The sequence below is a fragment of the Stutzerimonas balearica DSM 6083 genome, from assembly GCF_000818015.1.
GTDB lineage: Bacteria > Pseudomonadota > Gammaproteobacteria > Pseudomonadales > Pseudomonadaceae > Stutzerimonas > Stutzerimonas balearica.
Window position 1 is genome coordinate 3,988,818 of record NZ_CP007511.1, and the last position, 25,565, is coordinate 4,014,382.

21 protein-coding genes and 1 riboswitch are annotated in these 25,565 nt (G+C 65.6%); of the genes, 10 read left to right on the plus strand and 11 right to left on the minus strand.

Features of this window, described 5'->3' with window-relative positions:
- Window positions 1–66 precede the first annotated feature (66 nt).
- From CL52_RS18535 to CL52_RS18550, 4 genes are all read left to right on the plus strand, one after another.
- Window positions 67–1,068, plus strand: coding sequence for an ArsR/SmtB family transcription factor (locus tag CL52_RS18535; RefSeq protein ID WP_043222358.1), 1,002 nt, complete (start codon window positions 67–69; stop codon window positions 1,066–1,068).
- Window positions 1,069–1,083: 15 nt separating this feature from the next.
- On the plus strand, window positions 1,084–2,274 hold the full coding sequence (gene metK, locus CL52_RS18540; protein WP_041108332.1) for a methionine adenosyltransferase: 1,191 nt from the start codon (window positions 1,084–1,086) through the stop codon (window positions 2,272–2,274).
- Window positions 2,275–2,634: 360 nt separating this feature from the next.
- Complete coding sequence (locus CL52_RS18545) at window positions 2,635–4,533, plus strand: PAAR domain-containing protein (RefSeq protein ID WP_041108334.1); 1,899 nt, start codon at window positions 2,635–2,637, stop codon at window positions 4,531–4,533.
- Window positions 4,530–5,168, plus strand: a complete 639-nt coding sequence (locus CL52_RS18550; RefSeq protein ID WP_003282697.1) for a DUF2931 family protein — start codon at window positions 4,530–4,532, stop codon at window positions 5,166–5,168. The genes CL52_RS18545 and CL52_RS18550 overlap by 4 nt, the downstream gene beginning before the upstream one ends.
- Window positions 5,169–5,240: 72 nt before the next feature.
- Here the strand turns inward: CL52_RS18550 and CL52_RS18555 are convergent, their stop codons facing one another.
- The 3 genes from CL52_RS18555 to CL52_RS18565 form a co-directional block, all read right to left on the minus strand.
- Window positions 5,241–5,810, minus strand: a complete 570-nt coding sequence (locus tag CL52_RS18555; RefSeq protein WP_041108336.1) for a DUF2780 domain-containing protein — start codon at window positions 5,808–5,810, stop codon at window positions 5,241–5,243.
- Between the two features lie 69 nt (window positions 5,811–5,879).
- Window positions 5,880–6,641 carry an ABC transporter permease gene (locus CL52_RS18560; protein WP_041108338.1) on the minus strand — a complete coding sequence of 254 codons (762 nt, stop codon included), beginning with the start codon at window positions 6,639–6,641 and terminating at the stop codon, window positions 5,880–5,882.
- Window positions 6,638–7,567: an ABC transporter ATP-binding protein gene (locus CL52_RS18565; protein WP_043222361.1), complete on the minus strand. Its 930-nt coding sequence runs from the start codon at window positions 7,565–7,567 to the stop codon at window positions 6,638–6,640. The genes CL52_RS18560 and CL52_RS18565 overlap by 4 nt, the downstream gene beginning before the upstream one ends.
- Before the next feature lie 164 nt (window positions 7,568–7,731).
- Here CL52_RS18565 and CL52_RS18570 point away from each other — a divergent pair, with 164 nt between their 5' ends.
- The 3 genes from CL52_RS18570 (at window position 7,732) to CL52_RS18580 (ending at window position 11,245) form a co-directional block, all read left to right on the plus strand.
- On the plus strand, window positions 7,732–9,060 hold the full coding sequence (locus CL52_RS18570; protein WP_043222363.1) for a ferredoxin reductase family protein: 1,329 nt from the start codon (window positions 7,732–7,734) through the stop codon (window positions 9,058–9,060).
- Window positions 9,061–9,125: 65 nt separating this feature from the next.
- Window positions 9,126–10,838 carry an NAD-dependent DNA ligase LigB gene (ligB, locus tag CL52_RS18575; protein WP_052264596.1) on the plus strand — a complete coding sequence of 571 codons (1,713 nt, stop codon included), beginning with the start codon at window positions 9,126–9,128 and terminating at the stop codon, window positions 10,836–10,838.
- Between the two features lie 29 nt (window positions 10,839–10,867).
- The gene (locus CL52_RS18580) at window positions 10,868–11,245 is read left to right on the plus strand and encodes a DUF1090 family protein (protein WP_041108343.1); all 378 of its coding nucleotides are present in this window, start codon (window positions 10,868–10,870) and stop codon (window positions 11,243–11,245) included.
- On the opposite strand, the gene CL52_RS18585 is transcribed toward CL52_RS18580, so the two are convergent.
- Window positions 11,239–11,688, minus strand: coding sequence for a c-type cytochrome (locus tag CL52_RS18585; protein ID WP_043222365.1), 450 nt, complete (start codon window positions 11,686–11,688; stop codon window positions 11,239–11,241). The genes CL52_RS18580 and CL52_RS18585 overlap by 7 nt on opposite strands.
- A gap of 76 nt (window positions 11,689–11,764) precedes the next feature.
- Window positions 11,765–12,202, minus strand: coding sequence for a hypothetical protein (locus CL52_RS18590; RefSeq protein ID WP_043222368.1), 438 nt, complete (start codon window positions 12,200–12,202; stop codon window positions 11,765–11,767).
- Between the two features lie 166 nt (window positions 12,203–12,368).
- Window positions 12,369–12,454, plus strand: a riboswitch (S-adenosyl-L-homocysteine riboswitch).
- Window positions 12,455–12,479: 25 nt separating this feature from the next.
- Between CL52_RS18590 and ahcY the strand changes: the two genes are divergently transcribed.
- The 3 genes from ahcY to rhlE2 all read left to right on the plus strand — a co-directional run bounded on the left by ahcY (window position 12,480) and on the right by rhlE2 (window position 16,990).
- Complete coding sequence (gene ahcY / locus CL52_RS18595; RefSeq protein WP_043222369.1) at window positions 12,480–13,886, plus strand: adenosylhomocysteinase; 1,407 nt, start codon at window positions 12,480–12,482, stop codon at window positions 13,884–13,886.
- Between the two features lie 213 nt (window positions 13,887–14,099).
- Complete coding sequence (gene metF / locus CL52_RS18600) at window positions 14,100–14,951, plus strand: methylenetetrahydrofolate reductase [NAD(P)H] (RefSeq protein WP_043222370.1); 852 nt, start codon at window positions 14,100–14,102, stop codon at window positions 14,949–14,951.
- Window positions 14,952–15,178: 227 nt separating this feature from the next.
- Window positions 15,179–16,990 (plus strand): RNA helicase RhlE2, encoded by a 1,812-nt coding sequence (gene rhlE2, locus CL52_RS18605; protein WP_043222372.1) that lies wholly within the window; start codon window positions 15,179–15,181, stop codon window positions 16,988–16,990.
- Between the two features lie 46 nt (window positions 16,991–17,036).
- Here the strand turns inward: rhlE2 and CL52_RS18610 are convergent, their stop codons facing one another.
- The 6 genes from CL52_RS18610 to CL52_RS18635 all read right to left on the minus strand — a co-directional run bounded on the left by CL52_RS18610 (window position 17,037) and on the right by CL52_RS18635 (window position 25,451).
- Window positions 17,037–18,239 (minus strand): ISL3 family transposase, encoded by a 1,203-nt coding sequence (locus CL52_RS18610; RefSeq protein WP_074519909.1) that lies wholly within the window; start codon window positions 18,237–18,239, stop codon window positions 17,037–17,039.
- Window positions 18,240–18,364: 125 nt separating this feature from the next.
- Window positions 18,365–19,801, minus strand: coding sequence for an AdeC/AdeK/OprM family multidrug efflux complex outer membrane factor (locus CL52_RS18615; protein ID WP_043222374.1), 1,437 nt, complete (start codon window positions 19,799–19,801; stop codon window positions 18,365–18,367).
- Window positions 19,798–22,935 (minus strand): efflux RND transporter permease subunit, encoded by a 3,138-nt coding sequence (locus CL52_RS18620; RefSeq protein ID WP_043222376.1) that lies wholly within the window; start codon window positions 22,933–22,935, stop codon window positions 19,798–19,800. Before CL52_RS18620 ends, CL52_RS18615 begins: the two co-directional genes overlap by 4 nt.
- Window positions 22,936–22,949: 14 nt before the next feature.
- Entirely contained in the window at window positions 22,950–24,095 is a 1,146-nt protein-coding gene (locus tag CL52_RS18625) for an efflux RND transporter periplasmic adaptor subunit (RefSeq protein ID WP_041108356.1), read from the minus strand.
- 209 nt (window positions 24,096–24,304) lie between these two features.
- Entirely contained in the window at window positions 24,305–24,880 is a 576-nt protein-coding gene (locus tag CL52_RS18630) for a YceI family protein (protein ID WP_043222379.1), read from the minus strand.
- Window positions 24,881–24,902: 22 nt separating this feature from the next.
- Window positions 24,903–25,451 (minus strand): cytochrome b, encoded by a 549-nt coding sequence (locus CL52_RS18635; protein ID WP_043222381.1) that lies wholly within the window; start codon window positions 25,449–25,451, stop codon window positions 24,903–24,905.
- Between the last annotated feature and the right edge of the window lie 114 nt (window positions 25,452–25,565).

Below are 25,565 nucleotides of genomic sequence, written 5' to 3' on the forward strand. Positions count from 1 at the left end.
CCAATATCAAAACTTTTTGATATTGGCCTTGCTGGTCGAAAAATAGCCGACTAGACTGCGCGGCTTATGAGCCTGCGTATATCCCAGATCCGTTTCGATGCCTGCGACCAGCTGGCCGCCCTGTGCAAGGCCGGCGGCGACGCCCTGCGCCTGAATGTGCTGCGCGTGCTGGCCAACGACTCGTTCGGTGTACTGGAACTGGCGCAGATTTTCGCGACCGGCCAGTCCGGCATCAGTCATCACCTCAAGGTGCTGACCCAGGCCGGGCTGCTGGCGACACGGCGTGAGGGCAACGCGATCTTCTACCGGCGCCACCTGCCGCAGCCGGACGCCCTCGGCGGCGCGCTGCACGCAGCCCTGTTGGAGGAGGTCGACCGCCTCGAGCTGCCGGAGGCGGTACAGGCGCGTGTCGCCAAGGTGCACGCCCAGCGCAGCGCGGTCAGCGAGGATTTCTTCGCGCGCATGGCCGGCAGCTTCCAGGCTCGGCAAGACCTGATCGCCGGCCTGCCGCAATACCGTGACAGCGTGGTGGCCCTGCTCGACGCCTTGAGCTTCGAAGCCGGCGCCACGGCACTGGAAGTCGGTCCCGGCGACGGCAGCTTTCTGCCGGAGCTGGCCGGTCGCTTCACCCGTGTCACGGCGCTGGACAACAGCCCGGCCATGCTCGACCTGGCCCGGGCCCGCTGTACCGAGGAGGGCCTCGGCAATGTCGAACTGCGCCTCGCCGACGCCCTGCAGGATCACTGCCCTCCCGCCGACTGCGTAGTGCTGAACATGGTGCTGCACCACCTGGCCGCGCCGGGTGAAGCGCTGAAACAGCTGGCACGGCTGGTCAAGGCGGGCGGCAGCCTGCTGGTCACCGAGCTGTGCAGCCACAACCAGAGCTGGGCCAGGGAGGCCTGCGGCGATCTCTGGCTGGGCTTCGAACAGGACGACCTGGCCCGTTGGGCCGATGCCGCGGGGCTCACGCCCGGCGAGAGTCTCTACATTGGCTTGAAGAACGGTTTTCAGATCCAGGTCCGGTCGTTTGCCCGGCCCGCCGCTGACGACCGCCTCACCCACCGGTAATTAGGAAACCGATAGATGAGCGAATACTCGATTTTCACCTCCGAGTCCGTATCCGAAGGGCATCCGGACAAGATCGCCGATCAGATCTCCGATGCGGTGCTCGACGCCATCATCGCCGAGGACAAGCACGCCCGCGTGGCCTGCGAAACCCTGGTCAAGACCGGTGTGGCCATCGTTGCCGGTGAAGTGACCACCAGTGCCTGGGTCGACCTGGAGCAGCTGGTGCGTGACGTCATCGTCGACATCGGCTACAACAGCTCGGAGGTCGGTTTCGACGGCGCCACCTGCGGCATCATCAACATCATCGGCAAGCAGTCGGTGGATATCGCCCAGGGCGTCGACCGCACCAAGCCGGAAGACCAGGGTGCCGGCGACCAGGGCCTGATGTTCGGCTACGCCAGCAACGAGACCGACGTGCTGATGCCGGCGCCGATCCGTTTCTCCCACGCGCTGGTCGAGCGCCAGGCCGAGGCGCGCAAGAACGGCCTGCTGCCGTGGCTGCGCCCGGATGCCAAGAGCCAGGTCACCTGCCGCTACGAGAACGGCAAGGTCGCCGGTATCGATGCCGTGGTGCTGTCGACCCAGCACAACCCCGACGTCAAGCAGAGCGACCTGCGCGAAGCGGTGATGGAGCTGATCATCAAGCACAGCCTGCCGGCCGAGTTGCTGCACAAGGACACCCAGTACCACATCAACCCGACCGGCCAGTTCGTCATCGGCGGCCCGGTCGGCGACTGCGGCCTGACCGGACGCAAGATCATCGTCGACACCTACGGCGGCATGGCCCGCCACGGCGGCGGCGCCTTCTCCGGCAAGGACCCGTCCAAGGTCGACCGCAGCGCCGCCTACGCCGGCCGCTACGTGGCGAAGAACATCGTTGCCGCGGGCCTGGCCGAGCGCTGCGAGATTCAGGTCTCCTACGCCATCGGTGTGGCCCAGCCGACCTCCATCTCGCTGAACACCTTTGGCACCGGCAAGATCGGCGACGACAAGATCATCGCCCTGGTGCGCGAGCACTTCGACCTGCGCCCCTACGCCATCACCCGCATGCTCGACCTGCTGCACCCGATGTATCGCGCCACCGCGGCCTACGGCCACTTCGGCCGCAACCCCTACGAAATGACGGTGGGTGCCGACACCTTCACCGCCTTCACCTGGGAACGCACCGACAAGGCCGACGCCCTGCGCGCGGCAGCGGGACTGTAAAGCAGCTGCAAGCTACAAGCGAGCGTAGGGTGGATGTTGCCTTTTACATCCACCCTACGCTCGTCGGGTCGGTGAAGCGTGACCCCACCTACAGCTGCAAGCGAAGAACCAGTGTGGCTGCTGGCCATGCTTTTTGCAGCTTGTGGCTTGAAGCTCATCACTGCTTTTGCAAGCCTCAAGCTGCAAGAAAAGCCCCGCCGGCGAAGGTCGTACGGGGCTTTTTGCATTCCGCTACTGCGCAAGTTCTGGCGCAACCAGCTTGCAACCCGCGAACCAGTCCATAAAAAACCGAGCGGCGTTTGCGTTCGCCATTGCCCGTGCGGCAAGGTACCGGCTCGCATACCGATAGGGAGATTGGTCATGTCCGGCAAACCCGCCGCCCGCCTCGGCGACGCCACTTCCTGCCCGAAGAAGGGGCATGGCGACAACCCCATCGCCAGCGGCTCGCCCGATGTCTTCTTCGACGGCCTGCCCGCCGCCCGCGCCGGCGATACCACCGCATGCGGCAGCACCCTGACGAGCAACCTCATCCCCAACGTGCTGATCAATGGCAAACCAGCCGCCACCCTGGGCAGCCTCGGCGACCACGGCAGCGTGGTGATCGGCGGCTCGGGCACCGTCATCATCGGCACCTCGCACACCCCGGCGCCCTTCGTGCCGCCCGAGCCGCTGAACCTCGACGGCGCGCCTGTGGCACGGGCGCCCGCCGCGCCGGAACTGCCGCAACGACCAGCGTCGCCCAATGCCCGCGCCTGGCAGCAGGAGCCCGGCGATCCCGCGCCGTACGGGCTGGAAGAGGAAGACGAGGAGGAAGAGCTGGGCAGCCGCCAGGCCGTCACCCTGCGCATCGGCGTGTTCTTCGACGGCACCGGCAACAATGCCGCCAACAGCGCCATCGGCGCCCAGTGCCGCGCACCCGCGCTCGGCCTCGGCGAGCAGGAGGCCCTGGCCATGGTCCAGCGCTGCGAAGCGCATCATCTCGACCCGGACAGCAGCTATGCCAACGATGTGAGCAATATCTGGCGGTTGTATGAGTTGTACCGCGACGAACCGGTACCCAAGGAAGCAGGAAATCCCAGCATTTTCCGCGTCTATGTCACGGGTGTCGGTACGACCACCGGCAAGCCGGACACCCGCTTTCCCGGCCAGGCCTTCGGTCGCGGCGCGACGGGGGTGCTGGCCAAGGTCGACGAAGGCCTGACGCTTCTCGCACAAGCCCTGGACAGTTTCGAAGAGGAAAACCCCGGCTCCACTCCGGCCAAGCTGGAACTGGATCTCTTCGGTTTCAGCCGCGGCGCGGCGGCGGCCCGGCATTTCGCCAATCAGATCCTCCTGCGCGAGCGGGGACCATTGGGCACATTGCGCCGCGCGGGCAAGCTCGGCCTGGTATCCGGCTTCGACTGGCGGGACGACGTCGTCATCAACTTCATCGGCCTGTTCGATACCGTGGCCGCCCTCGGCGGCTGGGACGACTGGGGCGATCCCAGCGATAACGTCAACGGCGGTATCGACCTTTATCTGGCGCCCGATGCGGCCCGCCAGGTGGTGCATCTGGTCGCCCGCGACGAATACCGGCGCAATTTCGCCCTCAACCAGGTTGCCCCGCCGCACTGGGAAATCGTCCTGCCCGGCGCCCATTCGGACCTGGGCGGCGGCTATCCGCCGCTGGACAGCGAGCGGCTCTACCCGATACGCCCGCGCAGCAACTGGGTCAGCCGGGCGACCAGCCCATTCAGCACCCTGGCCTACCAGCAGGCGCAACGCGATACCGAATATGCCCGCCAGGCCGACCTGCTCGACCCGCAGGACCGTACCGCGCGGCTGGAAACGGACGTCTGGGAACACTTCACACCCTTCAGCGGCGGGCGTAGTGACCAGATGAAATACGTGCTGGCGGCGCCCTATCTGGAGCGCCGGGTTTATGGACATCTTTCGCGGGTGTATATGCGGGTCATGCATGCGCTGGCGGTGGAGGCAGGCGTCCCGCTCGACTTCATCGACGAGCAAGACAGTAAACTCTCTCTACCCGCAGAGCTTGTACCTATCAGCGACAAGCTGCTGGCCTGGGCCAGAAGCGGCAGCGGCGCGCTGGATATGGAAGAGGAACGCCTGCTGCGCCAGCGCTACGTCCATCTGTCGGCCAACTGGAATGCCGCCGCCGGACGTGGCGGCAGTGTGCTCGATGTGATCTTCGTCAATGCCCCGGCCGAGCGCGGACGGAGACGCCATGCCGACAGGCCCCGGGAGAAAAAGCGATGAGAGCACCGCTGTTTGTCCTGTTCCTTCTGCTGCTCGGCGGCTGCGCCGGCGCCGAGAGAAACCCCGGCAGCCTGCCTTACAAATACTGGCGCCTGGGCTTCTTGGCCCCGGACTATATGGAAGTCTGGGTGGAAACCGCCGATGTGGAGGATATACATGGCAACCTCTTCTATCGGATGGGCGGGGGCACGGTATCGATCGCCAGACCGTCCGATGGCAGCGGGAACGCCGCTGGCTGGCGCAGAGGCCTAGGCTGGGGCGCAGGCCGCCACGTCAACGGCGCCGACCTGCCCAAACGCATTTACGTCCGCTGGCAATCCCTGGCCGAGCCCCAGACCTACCGGGTCATTGTCGATATCCCCGAACGCGCGCGGCAGTTGATGAGCGAGCGCCTCGATCCGCCCTGCCGCACCAGCGAATACCGCCATGCCCTGGCGCTGGGCCTCGCCCCTGGCGGCGTGGTCAGGGGCTGGGTCATGAGCACCTGCGGCGGGCCCATCGAAGTCCTGCGCGCACAGGCGGAAATCGAGCCCAAGGGACCCTATGAAGGAACCTCCCACGGAGGCCACCGTCCCCTCTCGGAAACCTCCAGAGCCTATATCGAAAAGCACGGCATCCCTTATGGCTCCTGGTAGCACGCGCACGACGGAATGAAAAAGCCCCGACGGCAATGCCGGACGGGGCTCCTTTATCCTGGCGGGTGCGAATCAGGCGCCGCCGACGCCCCAGATGCCGCCCATGCTCTGCAGCAGCGAACCGCCCACTCCCTGGCTGCCCAGGTACTGCAGCAGGATCGGCGCGAACTGGCCGACCATGCCGGCGTCCATGCCCAGCGCGGAAAACGCCTGGTTGACGTCGGCCAGGCTCTGCACGTCGTCCACCGCGGCGGCGGTCTGTGCATCGACGCGGGTATCCGACTTGCCCAGCAATCCGGTCAGTGCACCCAGTTGGCCAAGCCGCTCCAGCCCACTGTCGCCGGTGAGCTTGTCGATACCGGGAACGGACTTGGCGAGCTGGGCGTAGTCGGTGCTGCTCAGCTGCTGCTTGGCCAATTGCAGCAGCGCACCGCTGCCACCGAGCGCCTGGGCGGGCGTGACACCCAGTTCGTCGAGCTGGCCGATCAGGCCGAGTGCCTGGGTCTGCGACGTGCTCTGGGTGGTGCCGTTGCCGGTGATGCCCGACACCGCCCGGGCGGCCTCGCCGAGGTTGAAGGCGGCGGCGGAACCGGCCGCCAGGCTGAGAACGGCCAGAACGGCGAGAGAAGGAACGAATTTCATGCTTGCCTCGAAATGAATGATGCACCGCCATACTACCTGCGATGCGGGTGGGAATGAGATCGGCTCGTATCAGCTCTTCAGCCGGTAGCCGGTCCGGAAGATCCACCATACCGCCAGCAGGCAGGCGGCGAGAAAGCCGAGGATCATCGCCAGGCTGACGCCGACGTCGATGTCCGAGACGCCGTAGAAGCTCCAGCGGAAGCCGCTGATCAGGTACACCACCGGGTTGAACAGGGTGATCTTCTGCCACAGCGGCGGCAGCATCTCGATCGAATAGAAGCTGCCACCGAGAAAGGCCAGCGGCGTGACGATCAGCGCCGGGACGATCTGCAGCTTTTCCCAGCCATCGGCCCAGACGCCGATGATGAAGCCGAACAGGCAGAAGGTGACGGCGGTCAGGACCAGGAACAGCGCCATCATCAGCGGATGCTGGATCTCGTAATCGACGAACAACCGCGCGGTGATGAGGATGATCACGCCGAGGATCAGCGACTTGGTCGCCGCGGCGCCGACATAGCCGATGACGATCTCGACGTAGGAAACCGGCGCCGAGAGCACCTCGTAGATGGTGCCCGAATAGCGCGGCATGTAGATGCCGAACGAGGCATTGGAGACGCTCTCGGTGAGCAGCGCCATCATCACCAGGCCGGGAATGATGAAGGCGCCGTAGGGGATGCCGTGCATGGCTTCCATCCGCGCGCCGATCGCCGAGCCGAACACCACGAAGTACAGCGACGTGGAAATGACCGGCGTGGCGATGCTCTGCAGCAGGGTGCGCCAGGTGCGTGCCAGCTCGAACAGATAGATGGCGCGAATCGCGTAGACATTCATGTGCGGCTGCCCTTGACCAGACTGACGAAGATTTCCTCCAGCGAGCTCTGGCTCGACTGCAGGTCCTTGAAGTCGATGCCGTGCTCGTCGAGGCGCCGCAACAGTTCGGCGATCCCGGTGTGTTCATGCTGGGCATCGAAGGTATAGACCAGCTGCGTGCCGTCGGCCGAGAGCTCCAGGCGGTAGGCCGCAAGCGCCTCCGGAACGCGCTCCAGCGGTCGCTGCAGAATCAGCGTCAGCTGCTTCTTGCCGAGCTTGTGCATCAGCACCGCCTTGTCCTCGACGAGAATGATCTCGCCGCGGTTGATCACCCCGATGCGATCGGCCATTTCCTCGGCCTCTTCGATGTAGTGGGTGGTGAGGATGATGGTCACGCCACGCTCGCGCAGGCCGCGGACCATCTCCCACATGTCGCGGCGCAGCTCGACGTCGACGCCGGCGGTCGGCTCGTCGAGAAACAGAATCGTGGGTTCGTGCGAGAGCGCCTTGGCGATCATCACGCGGCGCTTCATGCCACCGGACAGATCGAGAATGCGCGCGTCGCGCTTGTCCCATAGCGACAGGTCTCGCAAGAGCTTCTCGATATAGGCATCATCTGGCGCCTTGCCGAACAGCCCGCGGGAAAAGCGCACGGTGGCCCAGACGCTTTCGAAGCCCTCGTTGTACAGCTCCTGGGGCACGAGCCCGATCTTCGAGCGCGAAGCCCGGTATTCACGAACGATGTCGTGGCCGTCGACCAGCACGCGCCCGCCGCCCGGGTTGACGATGCCGCAGATGATGCTGATCAGCGTGGTCTTGCCGGCACCGTTGGGGCCGAGCAGCGCAAAGATCTCGCCCCTGTGGATTTCGAGGTCGATGCGTTTGAGCGCCGGGTGCCCGGAGGCATAGGTCTTGGTGAGCTGCTGGATGGATATCACGGATTGCACGGGCTCTTCGCTCCGAAAGGGGCCAGGGGCCGATTGTAGAAAAAAACCGCGACCCAGGGCCTGTCCCGCTGAACCGGGAAGAACCTGACGCCGGTCATATCGGTATGTCACCGGAGGCGCATGCTTGCGCATGAGCCGTATGGAACCTTGCGCGAGGAGGCGCGATGAAACCCATCAAACTGACCTTTATCGGGCTGTTCGCCGCGCTGGTCGCGCTCTGGCTGATGGCCGATGACCTGCTGATCGAGCCGCTCAAGTTCTGGCCCTTGCGCTCGACCATGGTTCATTTCAGCGGCGTACTGGTGATGGGGGCAATGAGCGTGGCGATCTTCCTCGCCGCACGCCCGGTGCGCATGGAGCCGCTGTTCGACGGGCTCGACAAGACCTACCGCCTGCACAAATGGCTGGGCATCGCCAGCCTGGTGCTGGCGGTGATCCACTGGGGCTGGGCACAGATCCCCAAGTGGCTGGTCGGCTTCGGCTGGCTGGAGCGTCCGGCGCGGCGCGGCGCCCGGCAAGCCCAGGAAGGCCTGGCCGGCCTGCTGCAAAGCCAGCGCGGGCTGGCCGAAACGATCGGCGAATGGGCCTTCTATGGGGCGGCCCTGCTGATCGTGCTGGCTTTGATCAAACGCTTTCCCTACCGCTGGTTCTTCAAGACCCACCGCTGGCTGGCGGCGCTCTATCTGCTGCTGGTCTTCCATTCCGTGGTGCTGATGCCGTTCGCCTACTGGCGTACCCCGCTCGGCCTGGTCATGGGCCTGCTGCTGGCAGCCGGCAGCTGGGCCGCGGTCCTGTCGCTGTCGCGCCAGGTCGGGCGCAAGCACAAGGTAGTCGGACGCATCGAACAGCTCACCTACCACAAGGACAACCGCGTGCTGCAGGTCGATATCGGCCTGGAGGGCGCATGGCCCGGGCACAAGGCCGGCCAGTTCGCCTTTGTCACCTTCGACCCGGCCGAAGGCCCGCACCCGTTCAGCATTTCCTCGGCCTGGCGCAACGACGGCAAGCTCACCTTTGCCATCAAGGGCATCGGCGATTACACCCGCAGCCTGCCGCAGCGCCTGCAGCAAGACGATGCCGTGACCGTGGAGGGGCCCTATGGCTGCTTCGATTTCCGCGGGCGGCGCAACGAGCAGATCTGGGTCGCCGGCGGTATCGGCATCGCGCCGTTCATCGGCCGCCTGCAGGCATTGGCGCTGACCGGCGGGGGCAGCAACGTCGAGCTGTTCTATTGCACCAGCGAACCGGATCAGGCCTTCATCGAGCGCATTCGCCAACTGGCCGAACAGGCCCGCGTGCGCCTGCACCTGATGGTCTCCAGGCAGGACGGGCGCCTGACGCCTGAACGCCTGCGGCAAATGGCGCCTTCCTGGAAGAATGCCGATGTCTGGTTCTGCGGGCCGGCAAGCTTCGGCCAGAGCCTGCGTGACGATCTGATCGCCCGCGGCCTGTCGCTGCAGGACTTCCATCAGGAACTGTTCAACATGCGCTGACGCACGGCGCGACCGCCCCCGGCGGGCGAAAATGGGCCGGTCAGTTCGGAGCAAGGATGCTCGCCATGCCACGTCTCTTCATCGCGGCGCTCCTGTTCGCCGCCTCACCCTTCGCACTCGCCTGCCCTCAGTGGTCGGCCGAACGCGCCGAGCGGGAGATCACCACGCTCGCCGCGCGGATTGCCGAGTGGGACGACGCCTATCATCGCCGCGGCGTCGCGCTCATCGACGACGAACTCTACGACCAGGCGCGCGCTCGGCTGGACAGCTGGCAACGTTGTTTTCCAGGCCCCATCGCCTCGCCCGACGCCCTGGCCACCGCCGGCGGCCCGCTGGTGCATCCGGTGGCCCAGACAGGCTTGAACAAACTCGCCGACGAACGCGCAGTGGCCGACTGGATGCGCACCCGCAAGGACTTATGGATCCAGCCCAAGGTCGACGGCGTGGCCGTGACGCTGGTCTATCGCGATGGCGTCCTGCAGCGCCTGATCAGCCGCGGCGACGGACGCAGCGGCCAGGACTGGACTCGCCACGCCCGGCTGATCCCGACGTTGACCAGGCGCCTGCCGAGCCAGGGCGAGCTGATCCTGCAGGGCGAGCTCTACTGGCGGCTCGACGGCCACATCCAGGCCGAACACGGCAGCGCCAATGCGCGAAGCCTGGTCGCCGGCGCCCTGCGCCGCCAGCGAATCGACCCACAGGTCGGTGAACGCATCGGCCTGTTCGTCTGGGACTGGCCCGGCGGCCCCACCAGCATGCCGGCGCGGCTGGCGCAGCTCGAGGCGCTGGGCTTCGGCCAGAGCAAGGACCTGACCCAGCCGCTGGCGACCCTTGCCGAGGCGCGCGAATGGCGCCAGCGCTGGTACCGCCAGGCGCTGCCCTTTGCTACCGATGGCGTCGTCCTGCGCCAGGCGCAACGCCCGCCGGCCGCGCGCTGGCGCGCCGAACCGCCAGCGTGGGCGGCGGCCTGGAAGTACCCGCTGCGCTCGGCACTGGCGACCGTGCGCACCCTCGAATTCCGTATCGGCCGCACGGGCCGCATCACACCCCTGCTGCAGCTCGAGCCGGTGCAGCTCGACGACCGGCGTATCGGCCGGGTGAGCCTGGGTTCACTCGAGCGCTGGCAGACGCTCGACATCCGTCCCGGCGACCAGATCGCGCTGACTCTGGCCGGGTTGAGCATTCCCCGCGTCGACGGCGTGGTCAGCCGCAGCCCCTTGCGCAGCGCGATTCACGCGCCGGACCCGGCGCGTTATCACCTGCTTAGCTGCCTGCAACCGTCGAAAGGCTGCGAGCAGCAATTTCTGGCCCGCCTGACCTGGCTCTCCGGCGACCGCGCGCTGGCAATGCGCGGCGTCTCGCGCGGAACCTGGCGGATGCTGATGGATGCCGGCCTGCTTGCGCATCTGCTCGCCTGGCTGGAGCTCGACGAGCCCCGCCTGCGCCAGGTACCGGGTATCGGCGCGGCGCGCGCCGAGGCCCTGGCCGCCGCCTTTGCCACGACGCGCCGACAGGAGTTCGCCCATTGGCTGAGCGCCCTCGGCGCCCCGCCCGGAGCTACAGCGCAAGCCGGCGACAACTGGGCGCGCCTGGCCGGCCTCAGCGAAGCGCAGTGGCAGCGACGCCAGGGCATCGGCCCAGGCCGCGCGCGGGCACTGCACCGCTATTTCGGCGATCCGGCGACCCAGGCGCTGGGCCGCTATCTGCAGGCCCAGGGCATCGCCGGCTTCGACACGCCCGACGGCGAGGCACTTTCGGCCGCTGCCGGCAGTCGATAACAGGGTGCCCACTGCCAGAGCGCCACACCATGTCCTATCGGTTCCTGACCGCAGCTGCGCTGCTCGTCAGCAGCCTTGCCACAAGCGCTGCGGAGTTGCCCGAAGCGCACTGCACCGAACAGCGCGAGCGGCTCGGCAATGCGTTGCAAGAGGCACGCCTGCAGGGCGATCAGGTGCGTCAGTCAGCGCTGCAGGACCAGCTGCTGCAGCTCAACGAGCAGTGCCGCGGATTAGTGAGACTGCAGGGCGAACGCGCGCTGGAGCACGGCGCCGCGCGCCAGGTGGCACGCCGGGAAGCCGAACTGCGCGATGCCCTGGCCGGCGGCGATGCCAGGCGCATCGAGAGCAGCAAGCGGCGACTGGACCAGGCTCGGCGCGCCCTGCAGGCGCCCGCCCGCGATCAGTAGATGCGGAATTCCTGATGGCAGGCTTCGCAGGCGTCTTCGACCTGCTGGAAAGCCGGCGCGACGCCCTGCGCCGTGACCGGCTTACGGGTGGTCACCGCCACCAGCGCCGCGGTCTGCTGCTCCAGCGCCCGCGCCAGCTCGTGGAAGCGCTCCTGCTTCTGCCAGACCTCGTCGCGCGCGTCGCTCTGCTCTTCCTTGACCTGTGGGTAATGCTGCCAGGGTTGGCGAGACAACTCGTCCAGCTTGGCGGCACCCGCGGCGAACTTCTGCCCGTCGAAGGCCAGCCGCCCGCGCAACATGCCGCCGAGGTCCTCCTTGGTGTCCAGCATCTGCTGGTAGATCGCCTTGCGCTTGCCGAGCGGGGAATTCGGATCGATGCGATCACAGCCAGCCAGGCCGATCGCAGCGAGGATCACGGACAGACACAACAGTCTCGACTTCATGGTTCACCCTGTGCGGAAAGCAAGGCCGGCGATTATCCCCACTTGGGTCAACGCGGACAAATGCAGCAGGGCTGCTTCAGCGCGACCATTGGCCGCCGGCACGCTCGCAGTCGATCTTGGCCTGGGCACGATCGCTGGCGTGGTAGTGATAGGTGACGATCCGCGCGTCCTGCGGCACCTGCGTCGGCCAGGTCTCTTGCTTGGCCTGCGAGCCGGCGGACTGTTCGTTGGCCAGGGTTTCGGGCGTCATCGGCGCCGAGCACACGCCGAAGTATTCGCCCGGGCAGCTGTCGCGCAGCTCGCGGCGAGAGTTGCCTACCGCCTCGGTATCGCTGCAGACCCAGCGCATCGAATCGCCAGCGTCGATGCCCTGGAACTCGAAACACTTCTCCGTGACCACGGGCGCCGGCACCGCGCCCGACGTCTCGCTGTGAACGTAGCAGGACTGCGCCGCAGCGGGCAGGCTGAGGGTGACAAGCAGGCCAGCGCAGAGCAAAGGCGAAAACCGCTTCATCGGCAAACTCCTGGCGCCGCTTGCCGCGGCGCAATCCGTTCGAACCTGCTGGTGTGACCCCGCCGCAAGCGACGGAGTTCGTGCGGCTGCGCTTGGGAATGCCGCGGGCTGCGGCTATACTCAGCCCGTTTTTCCCGGCCGACTCCGCTTCGGCCGTGCCCGCCACCCAGTCGAGGGGCGCTGCAGCAGGTCAACACCTGTCAGGCTCGACCGGGGCGTTTGTCTAGAACGCATCAACGGCGCCCATTCGCACTAGCCACGAATGGAGACTCATCGCATGAGCGCTGTCATGACGCCTGCCGATTTCAACGACTACAAGGTCGCCGACATTTCCCTGGCCGACTGGGGCCGCCGCGAGATCATCATCGCCGAGTCGGAAATGCCCGCCCTGATGGGCCTGCGCAAGAAGTACGCCGCCGAACAGCCGCTCAAGGGCGCCAAGATCCTCGGCTGCATCCACATGACCATCCAGACCGCCGTGCTGATCGAGACACTGATCGCCCTCGGTGCCGAAGTGCGCTGGTCGTCCTGCAACATCTTCTCGACCCAGGACCAGGCCGCCGCGGCCATTGCCGCTGCCGGCATCCCGGTATTCGCCTGGAAGGGCGAGACCGAAGAGGAATACGAGTGGTGCATCGAGCAGACCATCCTCAAGGACGGGCAGCCGTGGGACGCCAACATGGTGCTCGACGACGGTGGTGACCTGACCCAGATCCTGCACGAGAAGTACCCGCAGGTACTCGAGCGCGTGCACGGCATCACCGAGGAAACCACCACCGGCGTGCACCGCCTGCTCGATATGCTCAAGGGCGGCACCCTGAAAGTGCCGGCGATCAACGTCAACGACTCGGTCACCAAGAGCAAGAACGACAACAAGTACGGCTGCCGCCACAGCCTGAACGACGCCATCAAGCGCGGCACCGACCACCTGCTGTCGGGCAAGCAGGCCCTGGTGATCGGCTACGGCGACGTGGGCAAGGGCTCGGCCGCTTCCCTGCGCCAGGAAGGCATGATCGTCAAGATCACCGAGGTCGACCCGATCTGCGCCATGCAGGCCTGCATGGACGGCTATGAGGTCGTCTCACCTTACCTCAACGGCGAGAACGACGGCACCGAGGCCTCCATCGACAAGGCGCTGCTGGGCAAGATCGACCTGATCGTCACCACCACCGGCAACGTCAACGTCTGCGACGCCAACATGCTCAAGGCGCTGAAGAAGCGCGCCGTGGTGTGCAACATCGGCCACTTCGACAACGAGATCGACACCGCCTTCATGCGCGCCAACTGGGGCTGGGAGGAGGTCAAGCCGCAGGTGCACAAGATCCATCGCACCGGCAAGAGCGTCGATCCGGCCAATGATGACTATCTGATCCTGCTCGCCGAAGGCCGCCTGGTGAACCTGGGCAACGCCACCGGCCACCCGAGCCGGATCATGGACGGCTCCTTCGCCAACCAGGTGCTGGCGCAGATCTACCTGTACAACGAGCGTTTCGCCGACCTGCCGGTGGCCGAAAAGTCGCAGAACGTGACGGTCATGGTCCTGCCGAAGAAGCTCGACGAGGAAGTCGCGGCCGAGATGGTCAAGGGCTTCGGCGGCGTGGTGACCAAGCTGACCGCCAAGCAGGCCGAGTACATCGGCGTCGAGGTCGAAGGCCCGTTCAAGCCGGACAGCTACCGCTACTGATGCACCGGGTGGACAAGGCGCGAAGCGCTTCGCCACCCGACTGAACCTTACGGTGGAAAAGGCCGCGGCATTTTCCACCTACCCAAGCCGCGCATGGCGCAAGGCAAGCGTGACGACCAGTGCACTGCGCTGGCGGCCGTCCCGCCTGCGCTTTCGTCTTGCGCGATAAGAAGGACACGGGCGACGCTGCCCGACTGCTTCTCTGGATTCGCCATGAGCACATCCCACCGCCCCTCGATCAGCTTCGAGTTCTTCCCGACCAAGACCGATGCCGGGCACGAAAAACTGCTGGCCACCGCTCGCCAGCTTGCCGCACAACAACCCGATTTCTTTTCCTGCACCTACGGCGCCGGTGGCTCGACGCGCGACCGCACCCTCAACACCGTGCTGCAGCTCGACAGCGAGGTGAAGGTGCCGACGGCACCGCACCTGTCCTGCGTCGGCGACAGCAAAACCGAGTTGCGGGGCCTGCTGAACCTCTACCGGGACGCCGGCATCCGCCGGATCGTCGCCTTGCGCGGCGACCTGCCTTCGGGCATGGGCCTGGCCAGCGGCGAGCTGCGCTTTGCCAACGAACTGGTGGAGTTCATCCGCAGCGAAACCGGCGATCATTTCCACATCGAGGTCGCCGCCTATCCCGAGATGCACCCGCAGGCGCGCAACTTCGAAGACGACCTGAGCAACTTCGCCCGCAAGGCCCAGGCCGGCGCCGACAGCGCCATCACCCAGTACTTCTTCAACGCCGACTGCTATTTCTACTTCGTCGAGCGGGTGCGCAAGCTCGGCGTCGAGATCCCCATCGTCCCGGGCATCATGCCGATCACCAACTACAGCAAGCTGGCGCGCTTCTCCGACGCCTGCGGCGCGGAAATCCCGCGCTGGGTACGCAAGCAGCTGGAGGCCTACGGTGACGACATCGAGAGCATCCAGGCCTTCGGCGAGCAGGTCATCGCCCAGATGTGCGAGAAGCTCCTGGCCGGCGGCGCGCCGGGGCTGCACTTCTACACGCTGAACCAGGCCGAACCGAGCCTGGCGATCTGCAGCGCGCTGGGACTTTCGCGCTGAATCGGCCTGCGCCGTCGGTGACGGCGGCGCAGTGAACCTGCACAATGCGATGCGGTCCTAGCATTGCGGCGTGCGAAGCTCTGCTATACTCCGCGCTTCCGCCAGGCCTTACGTCCGGATGCCGCCCTTCTTCACCGCGGCAGAACCGGACGGGATCGCACGCCAGTCGCGATTCGAGCCCGGCATGATCATCCCAGGGCCAAGCCCTCTACAAGACAGGATCTCTCATGTCCTTTGCTTCCCTCGGTCTCTCCGAGGCTTTGGCCGGTGCCGTCGAGGCCGCCGGTTACACCCAGCCTACCCCCGTGCAACAGCGGGCCATTCCCGCCGTGTTGCAAGGCCGCGACCTGATGGTTGCCGCCCAGACCGGCACCGGCAAGACGGGCGGCTTCGCCCTTCCGGTGCTCGAACTGCTGTTCCCCAACGGCCACCCGGACCGCGAACACCGCCACGGACCGAAGCAGCCACGCGTTCTGGTGCTGACACCGACCCGTGAGCTCGCCGCCCAGGTACACGACAGCTTCAAGCTCTACGCCCGTGACCTGCCGCTGAAAAGCGCGGTGATCTTCGGCGGTGTCGGCATGAATCCGCAGATCCAGGCCCTGGCCAAGGGGCTTGACGTACTCGTCGCCTGCCCCGGCCGCCTGCTCGATCTGGCCGGCCAGAACGCCGTCGATCTGTCCCATGTGGAAATCCTCGTGCTCGACGAGGCCGACCGGATGCTCGACATGGGCTTCATCCACGACGTCAAGAAAGTCCTGGCGCGGTTGCCGGCCCAACGGCAGAACCTGCTGTTCTCGGCGACCTTCTCCAAGGACATCATCGACCTCGCCAACAAGCTGCTGCGCGACCCGGAACGCATCGAGGTCACACCGCCGAACACCACGGTCGAGCGTATCGAGCAGCGGGTTTTCCGCATTGCCGCCAGCCACAAGCGCGCCCTGCTCGCCCACCTGATCACCCAGGGCGCCTGGGAGCAGGTGCTGGTCTTCACCCGTACCAAGCACGGCGCCAACCGCCTGGCCGAATACCTGGAGAAGCACGGCCTGTCGGCTGCGGCGATCCATGGCAACAAGAGCCAGAATGCCCGCACCAAGGCGCTGGCCGACTTCAAGGCCAACGCGATTCGCATCCTCGTGGCCACCGACATCGCCGCCCGCGGCCTGGACATCGACCAGTTGCCGCACGTCGTCAACTTCGAACTGCCGAACGTCGAGGAAGACTACGTGCACCGCATCGGCCGCACCGGCCGCGCCGGGCGCAGTGGCGAGGCGATTTCGCTGGTGGCCCCGGACGAGGAAAAGCTGCTCAAGGGCATCGAGCGGCTGACCAAGCAGAACATTCCTGCTGGCGACATGATGGGCTTCGACGCTGCTGCCGTGGAGGCAGAGAAGCCGGAAGTGCGTGAGCCGCGCCAGCCTCGCCAGGCCCGCGGTGAGCGCAAGCCGCGCACCGAGAAGCCGGAAGCGACCGCCGCAGGCGAAGAGAAGAAGCCACGCAACCGCCGCGGCAAGGGCAAGGCGAAGAAGCCTCGTGAAGGTGCTGGCGAACCCACCCAGGCGATCACCCGCCCGCCGCAGCTGCCGCCCGACCGCGACCCCGAAGAGTTTCTCGACGACGAGGTGGACAACTTCGGCAACCGGGTCGACTACGTCAGCCCGTACCAGAACAAGCCAGGCCGCGGCCGCCGCCCGGCATCGGGCAATACCGGCCAGCCGCGCGCCGCTGGCGCGGGTGCCGGCTCCAATTCAGGTCGTGGCGCCGGCGGTGCCGGCCGCCCGAAGGGCAAGGGCCAAGGTCAAGGTGCCAAGGGTCAGGGGCAGGGCCAGGGCCGCAACGGTTCACGGCGCAACGCCGACAACCGCCGCCGCGAGCCGGAGGTCGCCGCCCGCCAGCAGGAAGTGGCCAAGCCGGAAAAACAGCCGGTGATCATCCACAAGTCGCGCGGCGGCGTGATCAGCGCCGAGATGCTTGACCAGCTGCCGTCATCGCGAAAGCGCGAGGGCGAAAAGCCTGCGCTGCTGACGCGCAACCGCTGATCGACGAGACGAAAAAGCCGCCTGCAAGGGCGGCTTTTTTTTAGGTTCATCGCGCTTTCCCGGGGAAGGCGGCCTTGATTTTCAGGAAGAAGTACTCCGAGTCCCGGAATCCATAGGCCATGCGCTTGATTACCTTGATGCGGTTGTTAACACCCTCAAGGACGCTGGTATGCATGTGGAAGTGAGCACTGGCAAGGATGCCTCGCGCGTATTTGCGCAGGTTGCGAGCGAAGCGTTGCAGCGGCGCGAGGTCGCTCTCGCGAGCATGTCGCAGCCAGGTTCGCCAGCGCCGCCAGCCCTCTCTTACGCTGGGGGCGTACCAGACGTCCTTCAGCGCATCCTTGAGCACATAGACCGTAGCCAACGGCTGGTTGGCAGCAAGCAGCTCCTGTAACTGCACGGCCTGTCCGTCCCTCAGGTTGTCGCGATTGCGCAGCAGCAGCCAACGACTCTGCTTGACCGCCTTTCGTGCCGGCTTGTCTTCGCGCAGAAGGTTGGCCTGGTCGACCCGGATACGGTCGATCACATCCCGGCCGTAGCGCGCGACGACGTGAAACAGGTCGTACACCACTTCGGCCTGCGGGCAATGCTTCTTCACCTCCAGGTCAAAAGCCGTATTCATGTCCATAGCCACCGCCTCGATCTGTTGGCAGTGCTCGCCGAGCAATTCGAAGAACGGGCGGATCGCCTCACGGCTGTTGCCATGGCCGACCCACAGCACCCGTGTTCGCTCGGCATCCATGATGACCGTGGCATAGCGATGCCCCTTGTGTAGGGCGAACTCATCCATCACCAGGCGGCGGACACCGCTTGAATCGAAGGTGCCTACCTCGGCTTGTAAGCGTCGTTTATCGAGCGTCTTGAGGGTGTGCCAGTGCAGGCCGGTGAGCTGGCTGACGTGGCTGATCGGCAGCAGCCGCAGCAAGCTTTCGAGCCAGACCCGTAACCGCCGGGTCAGGCGAGATGCAGGCTCCAGCCAGTCGATCCGCTCGGTCACCCGACCACAGTGCAGGCAATCGACTCGGCGCACGGGTAGTTGAAGCAAGACGCGCTGATCGAACAGATCACGATCGCGCACCAGACGAATTCGGCGCTCGTGAATCAACGGACTGAGCTGACCACAACGCCCGCACTTGGGCACTGAACCGGCTTGAGGCTCGAGCTCAATCAGAAGGGAGTTGTTGGCGGATGAACGGCAGGCAACGGCGTCATAGCCTGGCCAGAACGAGGCAAGATCAATAGGATGCACGGCGACAGCAGGGACAGGTGGAGGGTGTGTTTGGCGACTGCCAATTTACCTGCTTCCCTGACTGTCAACTCGCTCTTCCCCCAGAGTCCGCGAAGAACCTTTTTTTATCCTGGCGGCTGAACGGGTCAGCCTTCGTCCGGCGCCTTGGCAGGCCGGGCCGAAGTGCTCTCCTGCCAGCCCCCGCCGAGCGCCTTGAACAGGTTGACCTCGCTGGTCAGCTGCGCGAGCCGGTCGATGATCAGCTGCTGCTGGGCTTCGAAAAGCTGCCGCTGGGCGTCGAGCACAGTCAGATAGCTGTCGATGCCCGTGCGGTAACGGCGCTCGGCAAGATTGAAGTACTCCTCGCTGGTCTTGACCAGGTCACGCTGCGCCTGGACCTGGCGCCGATAGGTGCCCTGTGCGGCCAGGCCATCGGCCACTTCGCGGAAGGCCGTCTGAATCGCCTGCTCGTACTGGGCAACCTGGATGTTCTGGCTGATGCGCGCATAGTCCAGATTGGCCCGCAGCTGCCCGGCATTGAAGATCGGCACGCTGATGCTCGGTGAAAACGTCCAGTACTTCGAGCCGCCCTCGAACAGACCGGACAGCTCGCCGCTGGCCGAACCCGCCGCGCCGGTCAGGCTGATGCTCGGGAAGAACGCCGCGCGTGCGGCGCCGATATTGGCGTTGGCTGCGCGCAGCTGGTATTCGGCCTGCAGGATGTCCGGGCGTTGCTGCAGCACATCCGAAGGCAGGGCAACCGGCAAGTCGCCGAGCTGCTCGCGATCGAGGCCGAAATTCCCGTCTATCGTCGCCGGCAGGTTCTGACCGAGCAGCAGCTCCAGCGCATTACGATCCTGCGCGACCTGGCGCGTGTAGCGCTCGATGCTTACCCGTGCCGTTTCCACGGCGCTGCGCGCCTGGCGCAGCTCGAGTGCCGAAGCGACGCCGACGTCGAAGCTGCGCTGGGTCAGCGACAGGCTGCGTTCGTAGGTCTGCAGTGTCTCCCGGGTAACATCGAGCAGCGCCCGGTCGGCCTGCAGGGTCAGCCAGGCGTTGGCGACGCTGGCGATGAGGCTCACCTGGGTACTGCGCTGCGCCGCTTCGCTGGCAAAGAACTCTTCCAGCGCCTGCTCACGCAGGCTGCGCAGGCGACCGAACAGGTCCAGCTCCCAGGACACGCCAAAGGTGGCGCTGTACTGGCTGCTGATCGCCGGCTCGCCGCTCATGTTCAGATCGCCAGGCATGCGCGTGCGGGTGCCGCCCGCATCGGCGCTGACCGCGGGCAGCAGGTCGGCGCGCTGAATACGGTACAGCGCGCGATAGGCATCGACGTTCAGCGCGGCGGCGCGCAGGTCGCGGTTGTTTTCCAGGGCGATGGACACCAGCTGCTGCAAGGCCGGATCGCGGAAGAAATTCCGCCAGCCGAGTTCGACAGCCTGCACGGCAGTCGCACGCTCGTCGTAGGCCGGCCCCTGCGGCCACTGGGCGGCCACCGGCGCTTCAGGGCGCTGGTACTCGGGAATCAGCGAACAGCCCCCGAGCGTCGCCAGCAATGCCAGACTCAACAGGGACTTGTTCACGATGAGCTCTCCTGCGCGCCTTTCTCGGCGGGCTTCTTGCGGTCGAACAGGCTGGCGATCAGCACGTAGAACAGCGGAATCCAGAAGATCGCCAGGACCAGCGCAGACAACATGCCGCCGATCACGCCGGTACCGATGGCGTGCTTGCTGCCGGAGCCGGCGCCACTGGAGATCGCCAGCGGGACCACGCCAAGGATGAAGGCCATCGACGTCATCACGATCGGGCGCAGTCGCATCCGGCAGGCTTCGGCAGCCGCGTCGACCAGGCTCATGCCTTGCTCGTGCAAGGCCTTGGCAAATTCGACGATGAGGATCGCGTTGCGCGCCGACAGACCGATGGTCGTCAGCAGGCCGATCTGGAAGTAAACGTCGTTGGACAACCCGCGCCCGTAGGTCGCCAGCAGCGCACCGATGATCCCCAGCGGCACCACCAGCATGACCGCGAACGGAATCGACCAGCTCTCGTAGAGCGCCGCCAGGCAGAGGAACACCACCAGCAGTGACAGCGCATAGAGCGCGGTGGACTGGGAACCGGCCAGTCGCTCCTCATAGGACAGCCCGGTCCAGGCGATACCGACGCCTGGCGGCAGCTGGGCGGCGATCTTCTCGACCTCTTCCATTGCCTCACCCGAGCTGTAGCCGGGTGCGGCGGCGCCAAGCATCTCCATCGCCGGCACGCCGTTGTAGCGCGACAGCTTCGGCGCGCCGTAAATCCACTCGCCCGTGGCGAAGGCGCTGAACGGGACCATCTGCCCGTCGGCATTGCGCACATACCACTTGGCCAGGTCCTCGGGGTTCATCCGCGCATCCGGACGGCCCTGCATGTACACCTTTTTCACCCGGCCGCGATCGATGAAGTCATTGACGTAGTTGCCACCCCAGGCGATCGACAGCGTCTGGTTGATGTCCGACAGCGACACGCCTTGCGCACGCGCCTTCTCGTCATCGATGGTCAGCTTGAACTGCGGCTCGTCACGCAGACCGTTGGCACGCACGCCGGTCAGCTTGGGGTTCTGCCCGGCCAGCTGCAGAAACTTGTCACGGGCCTGGCTGAGCACCTCGTGCCCGACACCGGCGCGGTCCTGCAGGAAGACGTTGAAGCCTGTCGCGTTGCCAAGCTCCATCACCGCAGGCGGGGCAAAGGCGAACGCCATGGCGTCACGGAAGGTGAAGAAATGCCGCTGCGCACGCTGGGCCAGATCGAACACGCTCTGGCCGTCCTCGCCGCGCTCCTCCCAGGGCTTCAGGCCGATGAACGCCAGGCCGGAGTTCTGCCCGCGACCGGCGAAGTTGAAGCCGTTGACGGTGAACACCGACCGCACCACGTCCTGCTCCTCGTTGAGCAGGTACTCGCGCATCTGCCGCAACACCTCGTAGGTCCGCTCCGCCGTGGAACCGGCGGGGGTTTGCACCTGGGCGAACAGTACGCCCTGATCCTCTTCCGGCAGGAACGAGGTCGGAATCCGCGTGAAGGTCCAGGCCATCACACCGATGATCGCCAGATACAGCAGCAGGTAAGGCGCCTTGTGCCGCAGCATGGCCTTGACGCCGCGCTCGTAGCGCCCGACGCCGCGCTGGAAGCTGCGGTTGAACCAGCCGAAGAAACCGCGCTTCTCATGGTGCTCGCCCTGGGCGATCGGCTTGAGCAGCGTGGCGCAGAGCGCCGGGGTGAAGACCAGCGCCACGAGCACCGAAAGCGACATGGCCGAGACGATGGTGATCGAGAACTGCTTGTAGATCACCCCGGTGGAACCGGGGAAGAACGCCATCGGCAGGAATACTGCCGAGAGCACCAGGCCGATACCGACCAGCGCCCCCTGGATCTGCCCCATCGACTTGCGGGTCGCCTCCACCGGCGACAGCCCCTCCTCGCTCATCACCCGCTCGACGTTCTCCACTACCACGATGGCGTCGTCCACCAGCAGGCCGATGGCCAGGATCATCGCGAACATGGTCAGCGTATTGATGCTGAAGCCGAAGGCGGCCAGGATGCCGAAGGTGCCGAGCAGTACCACCGGCACCGCCATGGTCGGGATCAGCGTCGCGCGGAAGTTCTGCAGGAACAGATACATCACCAGGAAGACCAGGACGATGGCCTCGAACAGCGTATCCACCACGCCCTGGATGGACTCGGCAATCACTGGCGTGGTGTCGTAGGGGTAATAGACCTTGACGCCCGCGGGGAAGAACGGCTCGAGCTCGCCGATGGTCTGGCGCACACCCTTGGCGGTGTCCAGCGCGTTGGCGCCAGTGGCCAGCTTGATGGCGATGCCGGTGGCCGGCATGCCGTTGTACTCGGCGCTGATGGCGTAGTTTTCGCCGCCGAGCTCGACGCGGGCGACGTCACCCAGGCGCACCTGGGATCCGTCGCTGTCGACCTTGAGCAGGATGTTGCGGAACTGCTCGGGGGTCTGCAGACGCGTCTTGCCGATGATCGTAGCCGTCAGCTGCTGGCCCTGGACCGCCGGCAACCCGCCCAGCTGGCCGGCGGAAATCTGTACGTTCTGCGCCTGGATCGCGCTCTTCACGTCAACCGGCGTCAGCGCGTAGTTGTTCAGCTTGGCCGGATCGAGCCAGATACGCATCGCGTACTGCGAACCGAACACCTGGAAGTCGCCGACGCCCTTGGTCCGCGACAGCGGATCCTGGATGTTCGAAACGATGTAGTCGGCCAGGTCGTTCTTGTCCAGCCGGCCATCCTCGGACACCAGCGCCACCACCATGAGGAAGTTGCGCACCGCCTTGGTCACGCGGATGCCCTGCTGTTGCACTTCCTGCGGCAGCAATGGCGTGGCCAGCTGCAGCTTGTTCTGCACCTGCACCTGCGCGATGTCCGGGTCGGTACCCTGCTCGAAGGTGACGGTGATGCTCATGCTGCCGTCGGAGTTGCTCTCCGAGCTGATATAGCGCAGGCCGTCGATACCGTTGAGCTGTTGCTCGATCACCTGCACCACGGTGTCTTGCACGGTCTGTGCCGAAGCGCCGGGGTAGCTGACCTGGATGCCGACGGCAGGGGGCGCGATGCTCGGATACTGGTTGATCGGCAGCTTGAGGATGGAGAGCCCACCCGCCAGCATGATCACCAGCGCGATCACCCAGGCGAAGATCGGCCGGTCGATGAAGAATCTGGACATGAACTCGCTACCCCTTAGCCTTCTGCGCCCTGGTCAGCGGGCGCCGCGCCAGTGCGCGGCTCCACATTGGTGGCCGGAACGGCGTTGACTTCGACGCCGGGCTGGATGAACTGCAGGCCCTCGGTAATCACGCGATCGCCAGGCTGCAGGCCTTCTTCGACCAGCCAGCGGTTGCCGACCGTGCTGCGGACCTTGAGGGTGCGGACTTCGACCTTGTTCTCGGCGTTGACCAGCATGGCGGTCGCCTCGCCCTTGGCATTGCGGGTAACGCCTTGCTGGGGTACCAGAATGGCCTCTTTCTTCAGGCCGGCGACGAGCTCCGCATGCACGAACATGCCAGGCAGCAACAGCCGGTCGGGATTCGGGAAGGTCGCGCGCAGGGTGACCGACCCGGTGCCCGGATCGACCGACACCTCGCTGAACTCGAGCGTCCCCTCGTGGGCGTACTGGCTGCCGTCCTCGAGCGTGAGCGTGACCTTGGCAGCGTTGTCGCCCGCCTTTTGCAACCGGCCCTGCTCCAGATCGCGCCGCAGCGCCAGCAGATCGCGTGCCGGTTGCGTCACGTCCACGTAGATCGGATCGAGCTGCTGGATCGTCGCCAGTTCCTGCGCCTGGCCGTTGCTCACCAGAGCCCCTTCGGTCACGGCCGACCGTCCGATGCGGCCGGAGATCGGCGCAAGCACCTTGGTGTAGCGCAGATCGATGCGGGCACGCTCGACCTCTGCCTCGGCCTGCAGGCTGGCGGCACGGGCTTCGTCGTAGGCCTGGCGGCTTACGGCCTGGTCCTTCACCAGATCGGCGTAGCGATCGGCCAGCGACTTGGTCGACGCCAGCTGCGCCTGCGCACTCTTGAGCGTCGCCTCATAGACGGCGGCGTCGATCTGATACAGCTGCTGCCCGGCCTTGACTTCGCTGCCCTCGGCGAACAGACGCTTCTGGATGATGCCACTGACCTGCGGGCGGACTTCGGCGATCCGGTACGCGCGAGTGCGACCGGGCAGTTCGGTGGTGAGAGCATAAGGCTCGGTCTGCAGCGTGACGATACCGACCTTGGGCGCTGGCTGCTGCTGTTCTGGCGCGGACTGCTCGTCGCAGCCGACCAGCAACGCAGCGAAGCAGAGAACGGAAACCAGAGCAGCACTGGCTGGCTTGATCGACATGGGAGACCTCTTTCAGAAGCTGGCTGGCCGTCGGCGGCGCACGCCGCAGCGGAAGGCGAAGCCCGGAAATATACTTACATCCACCACTGTTTGCAAACCGCCAGCGGCCGCATCTGCTGCCTTCGACGGCCCGCGGCAGAGCGCTTTGGCGCAAGCGACCACAAAGCAGAACGCCGGCAAGCGCCGGCGTTCAATCCCTCGGGGAGGCGTTACTGACGCACCCCTTCGACGGAAATGATCAGATCGACCGTCTGCGCTGCCGGGCCGAGGTCCTTGGCGATGTCGAAATCCTTCAGCCTCAGCGTCGTTTGGCCTTCGAAACCCGCCCGGTAGCCACCCCAGGGATCCTCACCTTCGCCGATGAACCGGGCGGCAATCACCACCGGCTTGGTTACACCATTGAGGGTGAGGTCGCCATGGATGTCAGCCGTGCCCTCACCGGTCGACTTCACCGAAGTCGACGTGAAGGTCGCCTTCGGATGGGCCTGCACGTTGAGGAAGTCGTCGCTGCGCAGATGCTTGTCGCGCTCGGCATGGTTGGTATCGACGCTGGCGGTTTCCAGGTTCACCTCGACCTTGCTGGCTTCGGGCTGGTCGGCATCGAAGCTGAAGCGCCCGTCGAATTCCTTGAAGGTGCCCCATAGCCAACTGTAGCCGAGGTGGCTGATCTTGAAGTTGACGAAGGCATGCTGGCGCTCGGTATCGATCACATAGTCAGCGGCCATCGCCTGGCCGGCGAACAGCGCCGAACCCAGTGCCAGGGCAGCGATGCGGTGCTTGAACATATCCGAGCTTCTCCTTTGGTTGTCAGCCACGACCCAGCATGCGCTGGAGGGTCGCGTCTCGATCGATGAAATGATGTTTGAGTGCCGCCAGGGCGTGCAGCACGGCAAGGATCACCAGCGCCCAGGCCATGTATTCGTGGATCACCCCGGCCACATCGGCTTGCCGCGGCAGGGAGGAAACCAGTGCCGGCACCTCGAACCAGCCGAAGACGTCGACCGGCCGCCCCTTGGCGGTCGAGATCAGGTAGCCGCTGATCATCACCGCGAACAACCCCAGATAGAGCAGCCCGTGCCCCAACCGGGTCAGGGTGCGAACGCCGGGACCGTGGTTGGCGAGCGGCTGCGGCTGAGGGTTGAATACCTTCCAGCCCAGACGAACCAGCATGACCAGGAAGGCCAGCACGCCGATGCCCTTGTGCAGGTCCGGTGCGGTGCGGTACCAGCTGCTGTAGTAGTCCAGGCCCACCATCCACAGGCCGAGCCCGAACAGGCCGAACACCGCCGCAGCGATCAACCAGTGCAGCAGGACGCTGACCAGCCCGTAACGGTGTGCAGTATTACGCCATTGCATGACACTTTCCCTCTCAACAATGCTGTGAAGCCTAGCGATAAACCTATCGACGTAGAGCGCATTTTTTCGCTTCGTACCATCGCACCTGTCGATATGATCCGCCCGCACCGACCT